Origin of the sequence: Micromonospora sp. NPDC051543 (genome assembly GCF_044454415.1) — a bacterium.
GTDB lineage: Bacteria > Actinomycetota > Actinomycetes > Mycobacteriales > Micromonosporaceae > Micromonospora.
In genome coordinates this window covers 44,762-62,869 of record NZ_JBITDT010000002.1, presented here as the reverse complement: position 1 = coordinate 62,869, position 18,108 = coordinate 44,762, and the positions used below count along the sequence as shown (strand labels likewise).

Here is an 18,108-nt window from a genome sequence, read left to right as displayed (position 1 = left end):
ACCGGTGTTCTCGGGTGGCCCGGACGACGCCGGGCCACCGGGTCAGCGACTCGTGCAGCTCACCGAGGTGGGCGGCGAGTTGGTGCCGGTCCAGGAGCCGAGGAAGCCGATCGTGGTGCTGGCCCCGGGGGCGAGCGCGCCGTTCCAGCCGCTGTCCACGACCGAGACGACCGCCCCGGTCTGGGTGTGGGTGCCGCCCCAGAGCTGGCTGACGCGCTGACCGTTGGGGAAGGTCCAGCCGAGCGTCCAGCCCGCGATAGGCCTGGTGCCGGGGTTGCTGACCACGACCTCGGCCTGGAATCCGCCCGTCCACGAGCCGGTCACCCGGTAGGTCGCCGCGCACCCACCAACCGGAGGCGGCGTCGTCGGAGGCGGCGTCGTGGGAGGCGGCGTGGTCGGAGGCGGCGTGGTCGGAGGCGGCGTAGTCGGAGGCGGCGTCGTGGGAGGCGGCGTGGTCGGAGGCGGCGTCGTGGGAGGCGGCGTCGTGGGAGGCGGCGTCGTGGGAGGCGGCGTGCCGCCGGTGCGGTCGGCCACCAGGATGCCGCGACCATTGGTGCCCAGGTAGACCCGCCCGTAGACCCGGGGATCTCCGGTCAGCGCCTCGGTCGGGTTGCCGTACTGGTGGCGGTCGTCGTTGATGCGTACCCACGTCGTGCCGCCGTCGTCGGAGCGGTGTACGCCGGGCTGACCGTCCACGGTGCCGTAGAGGAAGACGGCGGGGTTGGTCCGCCCCGGCGCGGCCTTGCCGAAGCCGACGTTGCCGGAGGCGCTGACGCCGCCCAGCTTGGTGAAGCTGGCCCCGGAGTCGGTGGACCGCCAGAGCCCGCCCGGACCGGCCAGCCACAGCTCGCCCGACCTGCCGGGCAACGCCTTGAAGCGCACGTCGGCGGTGGGCAGGCCGGTCGCCGCCGTGGCGGTGAAGCTCGCGCCGCCGTTGATGCTCAGGTAGAGCCGGCCGCCGCTGAAGCCGTAGAACCGGTTGGGATCGACCCGGTCGGATTCGATCGTCGCGTTCGCCGGGATGCCCGTGGACGGCGCCCACGAGTTGCCGAAGCCGACCGAGTAGACGACGCGTTGGCCCGCGTCGCCGGGCGCCCAGACGAACCGGCTGCCGTCGGCCGCCGCGGCGACCGTACCGCCGGCGTTGACGCCCGACGGCTCGGTGCCCTGGAACCAGGTGGCCCCGCCGTCGGTGGAGAAGGCGACGTGGCTGTCGTTGGGCCGATCGGAGTCGGTGAAGTTGCCGGCACGCGCCAGCACGGCGGGCTTGCTCTCGGCGTAGTCCAGGCTCGTGGTGCTGGTGAAGACCGGCTGGGTGAAGAGCATCGACGGAATGGTGTCCAGGTCGGTGTGCCGGAAGCCGCCGACGTCGCCGAGCGCGCTGATCAGGGGCGCGCCGCTGGGTGGGCTGACCAGGTCGAGGACGGCCGTCTCCTCCAGGCCCCGGACCATCGGCCGGATCGTGAACTGAGCGCCGGTGTCCCACTTGGTGAGGTCGGTGGTGCCGTAGATGGTGGCCCCGGTGCCGTACATCATGCGGTTGGAGTCGTGCGGGTCGATCTCCACCGACTCGTTCATCCAGCCGAGCTTGGGGCTCTCCTCGGGAGGCGCCGGGTTGGTGCCGAAGGTCAGCCAGGGCACCGAGCTGATGTCCATGGTGTAGCGCTTGGACCGCTGCGGGTAGCTGGTGAAGTCCCAGATGCGGGTCCAGCTCGCCCCACCGTCGGTGCTGCGGAAGAAGATCGCGTCCGGCCACCAGGAGACCTGGGTGGCCACCATCAGCGTGTTCGGGCGCTGCCGGTCGATGGTCAGCCCGCTGTAGCCGAAGTAGTCGTCGCCGCTGGTGGAGGGGATCGGGCTGATCCGCGTCCAGGCCCCGGTGGACCGGGTGAACTTCCAGACGTCGCCCTTGCCGCCGTCGTACGGGCCGCCGGTGTCGCTGGTGGCGATGTAGAGGTGACCGCCGACCGGATCGACGACGCCCTTGTGCGCCAGGTAGCCGGTGGGTTGCCCGGGAATCCGTGCCCAGGTGACGCCGCCGTCGGTGCTGCGGTAGACCGGGTTGTCCTTGTCGGCCACACCCACGTAGATCGTCTGTGTGGTGGTGCCGGCGGCGCCGGTGCTCTTGTCGAAGCTGACCCAGGTCAGGCCCTGGTTCTGCCCGTTGTAGCCGTTCGGGTCGCTGGGGTCGGCCCGGTAGTTGCCGACGTTCGGGAAGGCGGTGACCTTGGCCCAGGTCGCCCCGTAGTCGGTGCTGCGCCACAGCCCGTTGCCGCCCTCGGCGCCGTAGTAGAGGACGCTGTCGCGGTTGGGATCCACGGCCAGCCGCTCGCCCATGCCCCGGCCCGGCATGTTGCCGCCGTTCTTGAACGGCAACTCGGTGACCTGCCAGGTGGCGCCCTTGTCGGTCGAGCGCAGGATCGCGCCGTTGTTCGGGTCCCAGCCGTTGGTGTACATGCCGACGGCCGCGTACACCCGGTTGGTCTGCACCGGATCGGTGGCGATGCTGACCACGCCGTTGTAGCCCCAGCGGTCCGCGCCGACCCAGTCGAGCAGCGGCGTCCAGGACTGGCTGCCCTGCTCCCAGCGGTAGGCCCCGCCGATGTCGGTCCGGGCGTAGATCAGGTTTTTCTCGGTGGGGTTGAAGACGATGCCCGGCACGAAGCCACCGCCGCCGACCGGCACGTTGCGCCAGGTGTACGCCTCGGCGGCGGCCGGGGCCGGCGTCGAGCCCGCGGCGGTGAGCGGGACCGCCACGACGGCCGTGGCGACGGTCAGCGCCGCGACGGCCACGCTGGCCAGTGATCTGGGCATCTGTGGTTCCTCTCGGGGGTGGGGACCCGGGAGTCGGGATCGACCGGTGTGGCGTCGCGGCCCGGGGGACGAGCACGGCGACGCGGGGACGGGTCGACCAGAAGTGGCGCGTCGGGGCCCGGGGGACGGACGACGACGCGGGGGACGGATCGGAGCTGCCCTGGCTCCAACCACCCGACGCGAGGCTCCCGCGATCGAGGAACGCACTCACCCTAACCGATCCGACGCCGCTATGGAAGCGCTCCCAACGCTGCTGGTTAGCCCGCCGCCTTCTGGCCCCACCCGCATCGGGTGAGGACGGGTAGCCCGCTCGGCCGGCAGCATCGGACCTCGGCGGGCCGGTCACGGCCAACACCCCGGTCCGCCAGGCACGCGAGCGGATGGGAGGGGCAGATGGCCATCGCGACGATCACGCGTACCGACCAGGACATCCAGTCCGCCGTCCTCGACGAGCTGACCTGGGAACCCCGGGTGCAGCCGCACGAGATCGGCGTGACCGTGGCCGAGGGCGTCGTCACGCTGAGCGGACGGGTGGACAGCTACGCGAAGAAGTGGGCCGGGGAACGAGCCGCGCACCGCGTCGCCGGTGTCCGGGCGGTCGCCAACGACCTGACCGTGCAACTGGCCGGCAGCGACGAACGCGCCGACCCGGACCTGGCCGCCGCGGCCGGCGACGCCCTGGAGTGGGACGCGTTCGTGCCCATCGAGAAGCTCCAGGTCACCGTCTCGGCCGGGTGGGTGACGCTGCACGGTGAGGTCGAGTGGGAGTACCAGCGCCGGGCCGCCGAACGAGCGGTGTGCCGGCTGACCGGCGTCCGTGGGGTCAGCAACGGCATCACCGTCCAGCCGAACGCGACGCCGGACGGGGTGAACCTGGCCGGGAAGATCGTGGACGCGCTGGCCCGGGCCGGCGCCACCGAGGCCGAGCGGATCACCGTCCGGGTGCACGGCGACACGGCGGTTCTCGCCGGGTTGGTGCACTCCATGCCCGAACGCGCCGAGGTCGAGCAGGTGGCCTGGTCCGCGCCCGGCATCCGGGAGGTCCAGAACCACATCGCGGTCGCCCCGGTGCTGCGCTGAGCGCGGGTACCACCCGGGACGGGTGAGTCCGTCTCACCCGTCCCGGCGGCAGGCTGGTGGCATGAGTGATCCGAACGGGCTGATCCAACCCGGGCACCCCGCCCCCGGCTTCACCCTGGCAAGCACTCCGGACGGGCGCCAGAGGGGCCCCGAGCAGTTCCGGGGTCGCCCGGTCGTCCTGGTCTTCTATCCCGCCGACTGGAGCCCCGTCTGCGGTGACCAGATGTCGCTCTACCAGGCGGCGGCGCCGGTGTTCGAGCAGTACCAGGCCATGGTGCTGGGCATCTCGGTGGACAGCATCTGGTCGCACCGGGCGTTCGCCGAGAACCAGGGCATCACCTTCCCGCTGCTGTCCGACTTCGAGCCCAAGGGTGAGGTGTCCCGCCGGTACGGGGCGTACACCTCGCGGGGTGAGTCGGCCCGCGCGCTGGTGGTGCTCGACCAGGCCGGGACGGTGGCGTGGAGCTACCTGTCGGCCCCCGACGTCAACCCGGGCGCGGATGGGATCTTCGACGCGCTGGACAACCTGACCAACGAGCGGAAGGTGATGGCCCGATGACCACGCCACTGCAGGTCACCGCGCGGCTGCGCGAGCCGCTGACCGTCGAGGACCACGTCCGCGGGCCGTCCGACGCCGCGGTGACCATCATCGAGTACGGCGACTTCCAGTGCCGGTTCTGCGGCGCCGCGTACCCGAACCTGCACGAGCTGCTGCGCCAGCGCGCCGACACGGTACGGCTGGTCTACCGCTACTTCCCGATCGCCAACGTCCACCCGTACGCCGAGCGGGCCGCCGAGACGGCGGAGGCCGCGGCGGCGCGCGGCAAGTTCTGGGAGATGCACGACTGGCTGTACGAGCACCAGGACCAGTTGGACCCCGTGCACCTCTCGCTCGGCGTCGAGCAGCTCGGGCTGCCGACGGACGAGGTGAACGCAGAGGTGGACCGCCGGACGTACGCCGACCGCGTACGTCGGGACTTCGTGGGCGGGATCCGCAGCGGGGTCAACGGCACGCCGACCCTCTTCGTCAACGACGTCCGGCACGACGGCGGGTACGACCTGCCCGACCTGCTGGCCGCCGTGGACGCGGCGGCGAACGCCTGACGGACGTCGGTTGATCCGGGCGGCCAACCGTCGCTCAGATCAGCCGCAGCTCGCGCGCCCGCCGGACCGCCTCGCGCCGGCGGGTCGCGCCGAGTTTGCGGTAGATGTTGCGGACGTGCGTCTTGACCGTGTTGACCGACAACGACAGCTCACCGGCGATCTCCACGTTGGACAGGATGCTCTGCAGGTACCGCAGGATGGTCAGCTCCCGCTCGGTGAGCGGCTCGTCGAGCAGGCCGCCCGGCTCGACCGCCGGCCGGGGCGTGCCCTCCTCGACGCCCCGGACCAGGTCACCGACCAGCGGGAAGTGCGCGGTACCCGCGTCGAGGTGGGCGGCCAGCAGGTCCCGGACCGACGGTTGCGCCCGGGTGAACGCCCGACGGGAGCCCTGCGGGCCCGCCAGGTCGAGAACCTGTTCGAGGACCCGCCCGGCCCGTCGTCCGTCCCCGGCCCGTTCGGCGAGCACCGCCTCCAGCAGGCCGGCGTCCAGGCGTACCGACAGGGGCCAGGCCGCGGCCGGCGGCCCCTGCCAGTCCGGTAGGGCCCGCCCGGCGGCGCCGAGGTCGCCGGCCCGCAGCTCGACCCGGGCCAGGGCCACGTCGAGCGCCGGGGTGGCCGGGTCGCCGGTGACGTCCGCCAGCAGGTCCCGGGCGGCGTCCAGGTCGCCCCGCTCGGCGCGGGCGTCGGCCTCGGCGGCCCGGAGCAGGCTCGACAGTTCGGCGGCGGCCGGCTCGTCGGGCAGCGCCTCGCGCGCACCCACGAGCAGCCGCTGGGCGGCGGCCGGGTCACCGGCGTCCCGGGCCAGACCCGCGCGGCACAACGCGAGGACCGCCGCCGCCACCGGCTCGTCGCCGGGGTCGATGGCCGGTGCGGCCAGCGCGAGGTTCGCGGCGACCTCCTCGGGCTGGTCCCGGTACAGGGCCACCACCGCCAACGCCAGGTACGCGTAGCCGCAGTCGAGCCGGCAGGACCAGCCCCGGCAGGGAGGCATGCCCAGCGCGTCGTGGGCCGTCCGCTCCGCCGCGCGCAGGTCACCGCGCACGGCGAGCAGCAGCGCGGTGCGGCTGGCGGCGACCAGTTCGGTACGCGGCCGGCCGGCCTCCCGGGCCGCCGCCCGGGCCCGGACGAACCGCGCGGCGGGCAGCCCGCCGGCGGACATCCCGACCAGGCCCAGCGCGGTCCCGGTGAACGCCCGCAGGTCGGCGTCCCCGGACTGCGAGGAGTCGGTCAGCGGCCCGGCGGGCGGGCCGTCGGGTGAGCCGGCGGTCGGCGCGGCGGTCGGGCGGACGCGCAGCAGTCGGGCTGCGGCCGCACGGGTCTGCGGCAGGTCACCGGCGAGCCGGGCCAGGGTCAGCTCCAGCGCGGTCGCCAACCGCAGGAACCGGTCCCGCCGTGGCGTCGGCAGCGCGTCCGCGTACGACGCGGCGGCGCGCAGGTGGCCGGTGGCTGCGCTCAGGTCGCCGGCGTACGCCCGCTCGGCGGCACTGGCCAGCGCCACCTCCGGATCGGCCTCGACCGCCTCCGGGGGTGCGGACGGCGGCGGCGGGCCACCGACCGGATCGTGGTCGTAGCGGGTCAGCTCCGGCCAGTTCGCGACGAACAGCTCGGCGGCGACGTCCCAGCGGCCGGCGGCGAGGGCGTGCCGGAGGCCGTCGGCCGGTCGGCCCGCGCCGGCGTACCAGTTGGACGCCCGCGCGTGCAGCTCCCGCACCTCGTCGGCGGGCAGCCGGGCCAGCTCGGCGCGGAGCAGGTCGGCGAGCAGCGGGTCGCAGCGGTACCAGGGTGGTCGGCTGTCCTCCCGGCGTAACGGGCCACCGGCCCCGGCCAGGTCGGCCAGCGCCTGCTCGGCGTCCGCGCGGCCGGTCAACGCCTCGGCCAGGTCGGCGCAGACGCTCTCGGCGAGGGCCGTACGACGCAGCAGGTCCCGATCGGCCGGGTCGATCGTGGCCAGCACCTCCTCGTGCAGGTAGCCGGCGATCTCCGGCTGGTCGCCGCCGAACTGTCCCACCCACCGTTCCGGGTCGGGCTGACCGCGCAACGCCAGCGCGGCGATCCGCAGCGCGGCCGGCCAGCCCCCGGTGCGCTCGCGAAGCCGGTGTACGCCGGCGGCCGGCAGCGGCGCGGCGTGCGCGGTCAACAGGTCGGCCACCTCGTCGTCGGTGAACGCCAGCTCGTCCGTGCCGACCTCGGTCAGCTCGCCGGCGAGGCGGAGGCGGTGCAGGGCCAGGGGCAGCCCGGCCCGCGCGCCGACGACCAGGCGCAGCCGCTGCTCGGAGTGCCGCAGCAGGAACTCCAACCCGCTCAGCGCGGCCGGGTCGGTGATCCGGTGCAGATCGTCCAGGACCAGCAGTACGGGCCGCTCGGCGACGGCCAGCCCGGCCGCCAGCAGTTCCAGCTGGTCGGGGCGCGGCGGGCCGGTCGGCAGGGGCGCGACCAGGTCGTCGTCCGCCGCGCCGGTGGCGGTGCGCAGGGCCGCCGCCAGGTACGCCCACAACCGGTCGCCGTCGTCGCCGACCTCCACCGAGACCCACGCCGGCGCTGGGGCGTCCCCGGGTTCGGTCAGCCGGACCCAGGAGGCGAGCAGGGTCGTCTTGCCCCACCCGGCCGGCGCGACCACCAGGGTGACCGGCCCGGCGCTGCCCGCATCGAGCAGGCGCAGCAGGCGCGGCCGGGCCACCACCGGCTCGGGCGGAACGGTCGGCGTCAGCCGCGACGACAGCAGCGGCCGCTGCTCCCCCGGCCGCACCGCCGCCGTGCCGACCCGCGCGGAATCCTGCTGTTCCGGCACCCGGTCCACCCCCACCGCCCGCGTTCCACCCCCGGTCGGCCAGCGGTTACCCGGCGCGGGCCGGTTCACCCCTTCCGGGCGAGCCCGCTTCACCCGGGCCCGACCGACGATCGGGGGACGTGGACCGGGAGGACCGATGGGACGCAGGAGACGGCTGAGGCGGGCGGGGTCGGCCCTCGGTGGCGGCGCGTTGGCCGGGGCGGCACGGCTGCTGCGCGTACCCCGGTGGCGTGGCCGGTCCGGCGCGGACCGCGACCGCACCGCGGCCGGGTGGGAGGTCGTGACCGTGGATCGGCCCCCGGGGCAGGTGCTTCCCGACGGCCGGTGGCCGGAGCCGTTGCGCCGCCTGGACGGCGTGGTGGAGGTGCGGGTGCGACCGGCGCCGGGTGACCGGGGCACCGAGCTGGCCGCCCGGCCACTGGCCCGGGCCGCCGCGACGGCCGGCCTCGCCGCCCACCTCGTCGGCGACGATCCGCGCCTGCTGGTCCGGCGGACCCTGCGCCAGGTGAAGCAGCGCGCCGAGGCCGGCGAGGTGCTGCGCGCGGACCGTTCGGCGCTGGACCGCCCGAGGGGCCCCGGGTGAGGGCGCTGTGCTGGGTGGCCGCCGACGAGCTGGCGGTACGCGAGGTGCCCGACCCGGAATTGCGCAACGAGCGGGACGTCATCCTCCGCGTCCGCCGCAGCGCCACCTGCGGCGGTGACCTGCCCCTGCTGGCGGGACAGGACCCGCTGCTGCGCACCGGTGACGTGCTGGGGGCCGAGTTCGTGGGCGAGGTGGTCGAGGCCGGGCCCGCGATCCGGCGGCACCGGATCGGCGACCGGGTGGTGGTCGGCGCAGGCGTGGCGTGCGGCGGCTGCTGGTACTGCCGCCAGGGGCGGCACTCGTGCTGCGACAACGCCGGCGTCGACGTGCCGAGCGTCGATCCGGGCTGGGAACGTCCGGACGCCGGCTGCTTCGGTCGGCCCCGGGCGGCGGGCGGCTTCGCCGGTGGGCACGCCGAGTACGTGCGGGTGCCGTACGCCGACGTGGGCGCGTTCCGGGTGCCGGACGCGGTCGACGACGACCGGGCGCTCTTCGCCGCCGACGCGGCGCCGACCGGTTGGCTCGCGGCCGAACTGGGTGAGGTGCGACCCGGCGACGTGGTGGCCGTCTGGGGGGCCGGCGCGGTGGGCCAGTTGACCGCCCATGCCGCCGTGCTGCGGGGCGCGGCCCGGGTGCTCGTCGTCGACCGGTACGAGGAGCGACTGCGGATGGCCGAACGGCACGCCGGGGCGGAGCCGCTGGACTACCGCCAGGCCGATGTGACGGCCGAGCTGCGCGAGCGCAGCGGTGGGCGGGGCCCGGACGTGTGCGTGGTCGCGGTCGGTCCGCCGCCGCCCCGCTCGGTCGTCGACCGGTTGGCCGGCGGTGGCCGCCCGGACCCGGTGCGCGAGGCGGTGCACGCCTGCCGCAAGGACGGCGTGGTGGTGGTGCTTGGCGGCACCGACGGGTCCGTCGACGAGTTCGCCCTGGGCACGGTCACCGACAAGCGGCTCACGGTGCGCGGGGCCCGCCGGCCGGACCTGCGGGACGTACCGATGCTGCTGCGCCGGATGGCCCGCGACGAGCTGCGGACCGAACACCTGGCCACCCACCGGTTGCCGCTCGCGGACGGCCCTTCGGGGTACGCGCTGTTCGCCGACCGCGCCGACGGCTGCGTCCGGGTCGTGTTCACGCCGTGACCCGCCCTCGCCGGATCGGCGCGCGACGATGACCGGTGGCAGACTCGGAGGATGACTGGCGAGCGGGCGTACGACGTGGTGCTGTTCGGCGCGACCGGCTTCACGGGCGGGCTGACGGCCGAGTACCTGGCCCGGCACGCGCCGCCCGGGTTGCGCTGGGCCCTGGCCGGGCGCGACCCCGGTCGCCTGGCCGCCGTGCGCGACCGGCTCGCCGCGATCGACCCCGCGCTGGTCGACGTGCCGCTGCTGCACGCCGACGTGAGCGACGCCGAGTCGCTGCGGGTGGTGGCCGAGAGCGCCCGGGTGGTCGCCAGCACCGTCGGGCCGTACGTGCACCACGGCGAGCCGCTGGTCGCGGCCTGCGCCCGGGCCGGCACCGACTACCTGGACATCACCGGAGAGCCGGAGTTCGTCGACCTGATGTACGTCCGCCACCACGCCGAGGCGACCCGCACGGGCGCCCGCCTCGTGCACGCCTGCGGCTTCGACTCCGTCCCGCACGACCTGGGCGTCTGGTTCACCGTCAAGCACCTGCCGGCCGGTGAACCGATCACCGTCGACGGTTACGTGCGCGCCGGCGCCCGGATCTCCGGTGGCACCTACCACTCCGCGCTCACCGCCTTCGCCCGGACCGGGGAGGCCAGCCGCGCCGCCCGGGCCCGCCGGGCGGTCGAGCCGCGTCCCACCGACCGTCGGGTCCGCGCGGTGCCCGGCCGGCTGGCCCGCTCGGCGGAGCTGGGCATCTGGACCGTGCCGCTGCCCACCATCGATCCGCAGGTCGTCCGCCGGTCGGCCGCGGCCCGCCCGGAGTACGGGCCGGACTTCCGCTACCGGCACTTCGCGGCGCTGAAGCGGCTGCCGACGGTGCTCGTCGGCGCGGTGGGGCTCGGCGCGCTGATCGGCCTGGTGAAGGTGCCGCCCACCCGGCGGTGGTTGCTCGGGCGGCTCGCCTCCGGGCAGGGGCCCAGCGCGCAGCAGCGCGCGTCGTCCTGGTTCCGGGTCCGGTTCGTCGGCACCGGGGGCGGGCAGCGCGTGGTCACCGAGGTCGCGGGCGGCGACCCGGGCTACGACGAGACGGCGAAGATGCTCGCCGAGTCGGCGCTGTGTCTGGCGCTCGACGACCTGCCGCCGACCGCCGGCCAGCTCACCCCGGTCACCGCGATGGGGGACGCGCTGCTCGACCGGCTGGTCCGCGCCGGGCTCACCTTCCGGGTGCTCGAGCGGGACCAGACGGCCCCGGCGGGGTCGGCCGCTTGACCCTCGACCAGGTCGAGGGGGCAGGATGCCCGACGTGGTGAGCGACCTGCACAGCATCGGCGAGTTGGCCCGCGCCAGCGGCCTGACCGTCAGCGCGCTGCGCTTCTACGACTCGGCGGGCGTGCTGACGCCGGCTCTGGTCGACCCGGTGAGCGGCTACCGCTGGTACACCGACGCGCAGCTCGCCCCGGCCCGGCTGGTCGCGGGGCTGCGCCGGGTCGGCATGCCGGTGCCCGACATCGCCGCCGCCGTCCGCGCCGAGCCGGCCGAGGTGCACCGGCTGCTCGACGCGCACCTGCGCCGGCTGAGCGACGGGCTCGCCGACGCACGCCGTGAGATCACGCGGCTGCGGACCCTGGTCGATCCGGGCCCGGCCGTGGTGACCACGCTGCTGCTCTCCCCCGCCGAGTTCGCCGCCGCGCTCGACGCGGTCCGCTTCGCCGTCGGCGTCGACCCGGAACTGCCGGCCCTGTCCGGGATCCTGCTCGACGTCGAGCCGGACGGGGTGCGGCTGGTCGCCACCGACCGGCACCGCCTCGCGCTGGCCCGCGCCGGGGCCGCCGTCGATGGGCCGCCCGTGCGGGTGCTGCTGCCGGTGGACCTCGTCGACCGGCTGCGCCGGCTGCTGGCCACCGACGACGGGCCGGTACGACTGACGGTGGCCGGGCCTGAGCTGCGGGTCATGGTGGCCGGCCGGACGCTCACGGGCGTCGCCCTGCCGTACGACTTCCCGGACTACCGGCGGCTGCTGCGCGAGGCGGTCGGCGCGCGGCCGGCCGCGTTCCGCATTCCGGTGGACGTGGCGGCCCTGCGCGCCGCGCTGCGCGACCCGGCCGCACCAACACTCGCCCGCGAGTACGCGGGCACGCCGCTGGCGGTCTCCGTCCTGGGCCTCGACGAGGCGGGTGGCCTGCGGCTGCTGCACCCCACCGAGCTGACCGGGCGGCCCGCCGATCCGAACGGCGAGCTGCGGTTCGGGGTGAACGGCGCGTACCTGCTCGACGCGCTGGACGCGGCCGGCGGCCCGCAACTGGTGCTGGAGCTGGACGGACCGATCGCCCCGCTGGCCGTACGCCGCCCGGACGACGAGGACACCTTCTCCGTCCTGATGCCGATCCGGTTGTAGAAACCCCTCGCGCTCCCCGTAGTCGGGTGGAAACGTGCGCGACGGTAACATCTGATGGTTCACCAGTGAACCCCGGACGGAGGCGTACGGAGCAGCATGCTCGACATGGAGTTGATCCGGAAGGATCGCGAGGCGGTGGCGACCGCGCTGGCGAAGCGACTGGATCCCGCCGAGGTCACCCGATCCCTGGACGAGATCCAGCGGCTCGACCAGGAACGCCGCGCCCTGATCACGGAGATCGACGCCGAGCGGCAACGCCGCAAGGCCGAGGCCCGGGCGTACGCGCAGGCCAAGCGCGCCGGCACCGAGCCGCAGGTGGCCGCCCCCGAGGCGGAGCGCAAGCAGCTCGCCGACCTGGAGTCCCAGTTGGACGAGGTGCAGGCCCGGCTGCGCGACGCGATGAGCGAGCTGCCGAACCTGCCCGCCGACGACATCCTCCCCGGCGGCAAGGAGGCCAACCGGGTCGTCAAGACCTTCGGTGAGCCGCCGGTGATCGAGAAGGTCCGCGACCACGTGGAGCTGTCGCGGGCCCTCGGTCTGGTCGACTACGAGCGGGGCGTCAAGCTCGGCGGCTCCGGCTTCTGGATCTACACGGGGATCGGCGCCCGGCTGGAGTGGGCGCTGCTCAACTACTTCGTCGACCAGCACATCAAGGCCGGGTACGAGTTCCTGCTCCCGCCGCACCTGCTGCTCGACTCGGCCGGGTTCGCCGCCGGCCAGTTCCCCAAGTTCTACGACGACGTCTACCACCTGGACGCCGCCTCCGCGCCGCGTGGACAGTTCCTGCTGCCCACGTCGGAGACGGCGATCCTGGGCGCGTACCAGGACGAGATCCTGGAGACCACGAAGCTGCCGTTGAAGGCGTTCGCGTACACGCCGTGCTACCGGCGGGAGTCGGCCGGGTCGCACTCGGACGAGCGTGGCACGGTGCGCGGGCACCAGTTCAACAAGGTGGAGATCTTCCAGTTCACCCTGCCCGAGCAGGCGGACGCGGCGCTGGAGGAGATGCTCGCCCACGCCGAGAGCCTGGTCGAGGGGCTGGGCCTGCACTACCAGCGCACGCTGCTCTCGGCCGGCGACGCCAGCGCCTCGATGAAGAAGACCCTCGACATCGAGGTGTGGATGCCGAGCACGGGCAAGTACAAGGAGGTCTCGTCGGTCTCCTGGGCCGGTGACTACCAGGCGCGTCGGGCGGCCATCCGCTACCGCGAGCCGGGTGGCAAGCAGACCCGCTTCGTGCACACCCTCAACGGCTCCGCCCTGGCCACGAGCCGCCTCTTCCCGGCCATCCTGGAGCAGTACCAGCAGGCCGACGGCAGCGTCCTGATCCCCAAGGTCCTCCAGGACCGCCTGGGCACCGACCGCCTGACCCCGCGCTAGACCAGCTCACCCCGCCGATCTTGCACTTCCTGTCGTCTCGATGCCCCGATCCCTCGTTGATCATGAAGTTATTGCTCCTCACCTCGGCGTGTCGGGGCAATAACTTCATGATCAACGAGGGATGGGGGCGGGCGGCGGGGGCGTTTTGACCGGAACGCAGCCAGCAGGAGGAGGGCCGTCAGGGCGGCCAGCAGGACCGTTGGGCCGGCACGATCCACAGTGTCGGCCAGGGTGCGTTGGAGTTGGGCGGCTGCTTGGATGACCGGATCTCGCAGGGCTCCCCGCTGGCCGGCGGCCAGCCGCAGCTCGTACCAGCCGTACCAGGCGACGTAGCCGCCCGCCAGCAGCAGCACCAGGCCGCTGAGCCGGGGCACCAGCGCGCCCGCGACGCGCAGCCGGGCCACCAGCGAATCGCGCAGCAGCGCCACACCGACCGCGGCGACCGCGACCACCAGGCCCATCCCGAGGGCGTACGCGCCGAACAGCGCCAGCCCACGCCCGGTCGAGCCGGCCTGGAGGCTCGTCACCACGATGGCCAGGAAGGGCGCGATGGCGCACCCCAACGAGGCCAGCGCGTACGCCGCCCCGAACAGCGCCATCGACGGCCACGACCTGGTCAGCCGGGGCGCCCGGGCGGTCCAGCCCGGCGCGGGCAGCCGCCGGCCGGCGAGCAGCCAGCAACCGGCCGCCACCAGCAGCAGCCCGAGCACCACCGTCAGCCACGGCAGCCGGGGTCGCAGCCAGCCGGCCAGCGGCGCGAGCGCCAGACCGAAGGCGCCGAAGACCGCCACGTACCCCAGGGTGAGCCCGGCCGCCGCGGTGAGCGCGCGGCCGACCGCGCCGCGGGCGTCCGACGCTCCGGCGACCAGCAGTGAGAGGTACGCGGGCAGCAACGCGAACCCGCACGGGTTGACCGCGCCGAGCATGCCGGCGGTCAGCGCGAGCAGCAGCGGGCCGGTCACGCCCCGGCCAGCGCGGTGACTCGGGCGGTGAGTGACTCACCGTCAAGGAAGCCCTGGTGGACGACCTTGCCGTCCCGGTCGATGATCACGAAGATGCTCTGTTCGGTGACCTTGAACCGCTTCCAGAGCACGCCCTTGCGGTCGTCGATCTGGGGCATGTCGCCGAGGTCGAACTCGGTGACGAAGTTCTTCATGTCGCGCTGCTCGCCCAACCCGGCGACGCCGACGATCGGCACGGTGTCCCGGTACTTCGGGGCGATCTCGGCCACCGTCCAGGCCTGGCTGGCGCAGGTGGCGCACCACGGCGCCCAGAACCAGAGGACCACCGGCCGGCCGGCCAGTCGCGTCGCGTCGAAGGCGCTGCCGGCGAGGGTCGTACCGGTGAAGCGCAGGGTGTCCGGGACCGGGGCCGCCGGGGCCGACGACGCGCCGGCCGAGGGGGCAGCCGACGGGGTCGGGGAGCTGGTCGGGGCCGGCGCGGTCCCGGCGGCGGCGGCGTCGGGCGGCACCGTGCCGGTGCAGGCCGTCGTGGCGAGCAGGGCGGCGACGAGCGCCCCCACGATGGCGACCCGGGGCGGGTACGCCGCCGCTGTCCGCCCGTTCCGCTTGCGCATCCGCAGCTCCGTTCGACGGGTGTGGTGGTCAGTGCCTTTCCCTACTCGGCCTTGGCGAGGCGCAGGGCGAGTTCCGGGCAGACCTTGACCGCCTTGAGGGCGCCCTCGCGCAGCCAGGTCGGCACGGGCGTGGCGGGGAAGGCCGGGTAGCCGTTGGCGTCGAGCCGGATGAAGTCCGGCACCACGTGTGCGCAGAGGCCGTGCCCGTCACAGCGGGACCAGTCCAGGGTGAGCTTCTGCGGGTTCGGGTCGGGTGCGCCGGGCAGCCCCATGACGCCCTTGACCCGCCGACCGCAGCCGTCGCCGGTGCTGTGCAGCCGCAGGTCCTCGGCGAAGACCTCGATCGCCGAGAGCGCGAACCGGGCCGTACCGTCGGGGTGGCTGCACGCGCCCCGGCCCTTGACCTCGCCCGCGGCCGCGCGGACGACGTCGGCCGGCTGGCTGCCGGCCACGGCCAGGTCGACCGCGCGGGCCAGGTCCGGCAGGCCCATCCTGCACGGGCCGCACTGGCCGGCGGACTCGCCGGCCAGGTAGCGCACCACCTGCGCGGCCTCCCCGAGCGGGCAGGTGTCCAGCCCGATCGGAATGATGATGCCAGCGCCCAGGGTGCCGCCGACCGCGGCGAGGCCCTTGCGGGAGACCTCGGCCTTCTCGGCCGCCTCGGCGGTGATCCACTTGCCGTGGTAGCCGCCCATCAGGATGCCCTGCACGTCCGGCACCTCGCACAGGTCGAGGACGTCGCGCAGCGGCATGCCGGCGGTGCACTCCACCACGGCCGGCCGGGCCGCCGCGCCGGTCACCGTGAGCAGCACGGTGCCCGGCTCGTCGTCGGTCCCGAGGGCCGCGTACTCGTACGGGCCGAGTCGCGCGCCGACCGCGAGCTGGGCGTACGTCTCGGCGTTGGACAACAGGGTGGGCAGGCCACTGACCCCGGAGTCGCTGGAGCGCTTCTTGGTGCCGGGCGGAATGTGCGGCAGCCCGTTGATCCCGTTGACGAGGGCGCCACCCTCGCCGGAGATGAACCGGTGCGGCACGGTGACGATGGTGGTCGGCACCGGCATCCGGCGCTCGTCGAGGGCCTCCATCAACGAGTCCCGGCCGACCCCGTCGTCCGCCACGCCGATCACGATCTCGTCGGCGTCCAGCGCGTACGCGGCCAGCGCCGCGCCGTCGAGGACCAGGTGCGGGGCGCGGGTCAGCAGCACCTTGTCCTTCCAGCTCGCCGGCTCGCCCTCGGTGGCGTTCACCACCACCACCGCGGAGAGGTCCTGCCGCTCGCACGACTCCAGCACGGCGCGCATCTTGCGGGCGAACGGGAAGCCCGCGCCGCCCTTGCCCTTGAGCTGCATGCCCTCGGCGAGCCGGAGCAGCTGCGCCGGCTCCATCGGGCCGATCGGTCCGTGCACCTCCTCGTGCGCGGCCAGATCGAGGCGTCCGAACTCGGCGAACCCGGCGGTCAGTCGAGGCTCACCGACGCAGGCCACCGGGGGGACGGCCGTCCGCATCACTTCGCCTCACCCCGCAGTCCGGCCCAGTACGCCCCGTCCACGGCGTCCGCGCTGGCCTTGCGGCGCTTGGCGGACCGGCCCTCGGCCCGCCGCGCGCGACGAGATGCCAGGTCGACGAGGGTCGGGGTGTCGTCGACGGGCGGCGGGACCTCGTCGGGGACGTACCGGGCCGGCGGGCGCCAGTAGTCCGGCTCCTCCGGCAGGTCGTCCTCCGCGCTGTGCCGGCCGCTGCCGCTGCGCGGCGCCGCCGAGATCGGACCGGCCGAGATCGGGCTGCTCGATATCGGGCCGGCCGAGATCGGCTCGACCGAGACCGGACCAGCCGAAATCGGCTCGGCGGCCTGCCAGCGGCGCGGGCTGTCCCACGGCTCCTCCGGCTCATCCACGACCCGGCGGGGCGGGGCCGAGTATCGGGTGCCCTCGTCCTCGGTGCGGGACCGTCGCCCGCTCCGCTCGGCCGCCGGCTCCTCGGTGCGCCGCCGCCGGGTGGGGGCGGTCTCCTCGTCCCGGTCGCGGCCGCGCGACGCGCGCCGCCGGGTCACCGGCTCCATCTCCTCCTCGTCGCTGCGGCGGGCGGAGCGGCGGGTCGCCGTCGTCTCCATCTCTTCGCGGCGGTCCTGCCGGGCGGCGGGCTCCTCGTCCCGGCGACGGCGACTCGGCCGGGCCGGCTCGGCCAGCGAACCGGGCTCGGGCACCACCGGAACGGTGAACCGCTCGGGGTCCCGCCGCCGGGGACCGGTCGGCGCCGTCCACGTGGCGGTGGTGGCCTCCGCCCAGGCTGGACGCTTGTCCTCGCTCTTCTCGCGGCGGCGACCCAGGCCGGCCAGCAGCGATCGTCCACGGCCCTCGTCGGTGGCCCGCCCGGCCATCGCCGCGTTGCGCACGGCGGCCTGCTGCTGCTCGCGACTGCGCCGGCCGATGGTGACCGAGAGCCGCACCAGCAGCGCCAACACGACGAGCAGGACGCACGCGAAGTAGCTGAGGACCACCCAGGACGCCGCGGCCCGACCGGCGTTGAGGCCGTGGAAGATCGCGAACGGCCAGGCGAGGTAGGCGGCGGAGTGCAGCGTGCGCCACAACCACTTCGGACCGACGCCGGCGAAGCGGGCCCGGATGATGCCGGTCCAGATCACGCTGACCATGAGCAGGGCGGCCACCGTGCCGAGGCCGACGTAGAGCCCTCGACCGCCGATGAACGGCACGAGCGAGTCGGTCGCCGCAGCCCGACCGGTGGCGATCTTGGTGAGCACGTGGAAGACCAGTCCGGCCGTACCCAGGACGCCGGTGGCGCGGTGCGCGGACTGCATCAGCACCCGGTGCGAGATGTTCAGCACCAGCCGGTCGGTGGCGAGCAGTCCCAGCATCACGGTGAGACTCAGCGACACCAGGGCGATCACGCCGGCGAAGAACTCGGTGAAGAAGAAGCCGTACGCGTACGCCATCTGACCGGCGCCGGTCAGCATGGTCGCCGCCCAGAACGCGGCGAGCAACGAGGCGATCAGCATCGTCGTCGCCGAGCGGGACCGCGTCCGCACCCCCCGACTGCTGGTGCTGGTCCGGACCTCGGTGGCCTTCTGGTTCTGCTTTGCCCGGGCCATCTGCTCCTCGATCGTCTCGCGGCGGCGTACCACCGGCCGACCCCTGCTCCCCCATCCAGTACGGACCGGCGGCGCGCGCGGATCACCCGGGGGCGAAAAATTCTGGGCCGCCATCGAACCAAGTTGCGTCGCGGTGCGTTGTGCACGCTTCCCGG

Annotated in this window: 14 protein-coding genes; 8 read left to right on the top strand and 6 right to left on the bottom strand. The window is 74.5% G+C overall.

Features of this window, described 5'->3' with window-relative positions; translation table 11 throughout:
• Positions 1 to 42: 42 nt before the first annotated feature.
• Entirely contained in the window at positions 43 to 2,814 is a 2,772-nt protein-coding gene (locus tag ACIA3K_RS03270) for a cellulose binding domain-containing protein (RefSeq protein WP_396798914.1), read from the bottom strand.
• A gap of 393 nt (positions 2,815 to 3,207) precedes the next feature.
• Between ACIA3K_RS03270 and ACIA3K_RS03265 the strand changes: the two genes are divergently transcribed.
• The 3 genes from ACIA3K_RS03265 to ACIA3K_RS03255 all read left to right on the top strand — a co-directional run bounded on the left by ACIA3K_RS03265 (position 3,208) and on the right by ACIA3K_RS03255 (position 4,998).
• Entirely contained in the window at positions 3,208 to 3,894 is a 687-nt protein-coding gene (locus ACIA3K_RS03265) for a BON domain-containing protein (RefSeq protein ID WP_396798912.1), read from the top strand.
• A 61-nt stretch (positions 3,895 to 3,955) separates the two neighbouring features.
• A complete protein-coding gene (locus ACIA3K_RS03260; RefSeq protein ID WP_396798911.1) occupies positions 3,956 to 4,453 on the top strand; it encodes a redoxin domain-containing protein in 498 nt (165 codons plus the stop codon).
• Positions 4,450 to 4,998 (top strand): DsbA family protein, encoded by a 549-nt coding sequence (locus ACIA3K_RS03255; RefSeq protein ID WP_396798909.1) that lies wholly within the window; start codon positions 4,450 to 4,452, stop codon positions 4,996 to 4,998. The genes ACIA3K_RS03260 and ACIA3K_RS03255 overlap by 4 nt, the downstream gene beginning before the upstream one ends.
• A 34-nt stretch (positions 4,999 to 5,032) precedes the next feature.
• Here the strand turns inward: ACIA3K_RS03255 and ACIA3K_RS03250 are convergent, their stop codons facing one another.
• A complete protein-coding gene (locus ACIA3K_RS03250; RefSeq protein WP_396798908.1) occupies positions 5,033 to 7,855 on the bottom strand; it encodes a LuxR C-terminal-related transcriptional regulator in 2,823 nt (940 codons plus the stop codon).
• Between the two features lie 67 nt (positions 7,856 to 7,922).
• Between ACIA3K_RS03250 and ACIA3K_RS03245 the strand changes: the two genes are divergently transcribed.
• The 5 genes from ACIA3K_RS03245 to serS all read left to right on the top strand — a co-directional run bounded on the left by ACIA3K_RS03245 (position 7,923) and on the right by serS (position 13,271).
• Entirely contained in the window at positions 7,923 to 8,369 is a 447-nt protein-coding gene (locus ACIA3K_RS03245) for a hypothetical protein (RefSeq protein ID WP_396798907.1), read from the top strand.
• On the top strand, positions 8,366 to 9,508 hold the full coding sequence (locus ACIA3K_RS03240) for an alcohol dehydrogenase catalytic domain-containing protein (protein ID WP_396798905.1): 1,143 nt from the start codon (positions 8,366 to 8,368) through the stop codon (positions 9,506 to 9,508). Before ACIA3K_RS03245 ends, ACIA3K_RS03240 begins: the two co-directional genes overlap by 4 nt.
• Before the next feature lie 51 nt (positions 9,509 to 9,559).
• Positions 9,560 to 10,765, top strand: coding sequence for a saccharopine dehydrogenase family protein (locus ACIA3K_RS03235; protein ID WP_396798904.1), 1,206 nt, complete (start codon positions 9,560 to 9,562; stop codon positions 10,763 to 10,765).
• 25 nt (positions 10,766 to 10,790) lie between these two features.
• The gene (locus ACIA3K_RS03230) at positions 10,791 to 11,891 is read left to right on the top strand and encodes a MerR family transcriptional regulator (protein WP_396798903.1); all 1,101 of its coding nucleotides are present in this window, start codon (positions 10,791 to 10,793) and stop codon (positions 11,889 to 11,891) included.
• A 96-nt stretch (positions 11,892 to 11,987) separates the two neighbouring features.
• Positions 11,988 to 13,271 carry a serine--tRNA ligase gene (gene serS, locus ACIA3K_RS03225; protein WP_396798901.1) on the top strand — a complete coding sequence of 428 codons (1,284 nt, stop codon included), beginning with the start codon at positions 11,988 to 11,990 and terminating at the stop codon, positions 13,269 to 13,271.
• Between the two features lie 68 nt (positions 13,272 to 13,339).
• Here serS and ACIA3K_RS03220 read toward each other — a convergent pair whose 3' ends face one another.
• From ACIA3K_RS03220 to ACIA3K_RS03205, 4 genes are read right to left on the bottom strand one after another with little or no spacing between them, the layout of a single operon-like run.
• Positions 13,340 to 14,233: a cytochrome c biogenesis CcdA family protein gene (locus ACIA3K_RS03220; RefSeq protein ID WP_396798899.1), complete on the bottom strand. Its 894-nt coding sequence runs from the start codon at positions 14,231 to 14,233 to the stop codon at positions 13,340 to 13,342.
• Positions 14,230 to 14,847 (bottom strand): thioredoxin-like domain-containing protein, encoded by a 618-nt coding sequence (locus tag ACIA3K_RS03215; RefSeq protein ID WP_396798898.1) that lies wholly within the window; start codon positions 14,845 to 14,847, stop codon positions 14,230 to 14,232. Before ACIA3K_RS03215 ends, ACIA3K_RS03220 begins: the two co-directional genes overlap by 4 nt.
• 41 nt (positions 14,848 to 14,888) lie before the next feature.
• Positions 14,889 to 16,352: an NADH-ubiquinone oxidoreductase-F iron-sulfur binding region domain-containing protein gene (locus ACIA3K_RS03210; protein WP_396798897.1), complete on the bottom strand. Its 1,464-nt coding sequence runs from the start codon at positions 16,350 to 16,352 to the stop codon at positions 14,889 to 14,891.
• Entirely contained in the window at positions 16,352 to 17,986 is a 1,635-nt protein-coding gene (locus ACIA3K_RS03205) for a hypothetical protein (protein WP_396798896.1), read from the bottom strand. The genes ACIA3K_RS03210 and ACIA3K_RS03205 overlap by 1 nt, the downstream gene beginning before the upstream one ends.
• Positions 17,987 to 18,108 lie beyond the last annotated feature (122 nt).

Excerpts from the sequence above, each read along its gene's own strand:
- ACIA3K_RS03270 (WP_396798914.1), bottom strand. The coding sequence starts at position 2,814 with ATGCCCAGATCACTGGCCAGCGTGGCCGTCGCGGCGCTGACCGTCGCC.
- ACIA3K_RS03265 (WP_396798912.1), top strand. The coding sequence starts at position 3,208 with ATGGCCATCGCGACGATCACGCGTACCGACCAGGACATCCAGTCCGCC.
- ACIA3K_RS03260 (WP_396798911.1), top strand. The coding sequence starts at position 3,956 with ATGAGTGATCCGAACGGGCTGATCCAACCCGGGCACCCCGCCCCCGGC.
- ACIA3K_RS03255 (WP_396798909.1), top strand. The coding sequence starts at position 4,450 with ATGACCACGCCACTGCAGGTCACCGCGCGGCTGCGCGAGCCGCTGACC.
- ACIA3K_RS03245 (WP_396798907.1), top strand. The coding sequence starts at position 7,923 with ATGGGACGCAGGAGACGGCTGAGGCGGGCGGGGTCGGCCCTCGGTGGC.
- ACIA3K_RS03235 (WP_396798904.1), top strand. The coding sequence starts at position 9,560 with ATGACTGGCGAGCGGGCGTACGACGTGGTGCTGTTCGGCGCGACCGGC.
- ACIA3K_RS03230 (WP_396798903.1), top strand. The coding sequence starts at position 10,791 with ATGCCCGACGTGGTGAGCGACCTGCACAGCATCGGCGAGTTGGCCCGC.
- serS (WP_396798901.1), top strand. The coding sequence starts at position 11,988 with ATGCTCGACATGGAGTTGATCCGGAAGGATCGCGAGGCGGTGGCGACC.
- ACIA3K_RS03215 (WP_396798898.1), bottom strand. The coding sequence starts at position 14,847 with ATGCGCAAGCGGAACGGGCGGACAGCGGCGGCGTACCCGCCCCGGGTC.
- ACIA3K_RS03210 (WP_396798897.1), bottom strand. The coding sequence starts at position 16,352 with ATGCGGACGGCCGTCCCCCCGGTGGCCTGCGTCGGTGAGCCTCGACTG.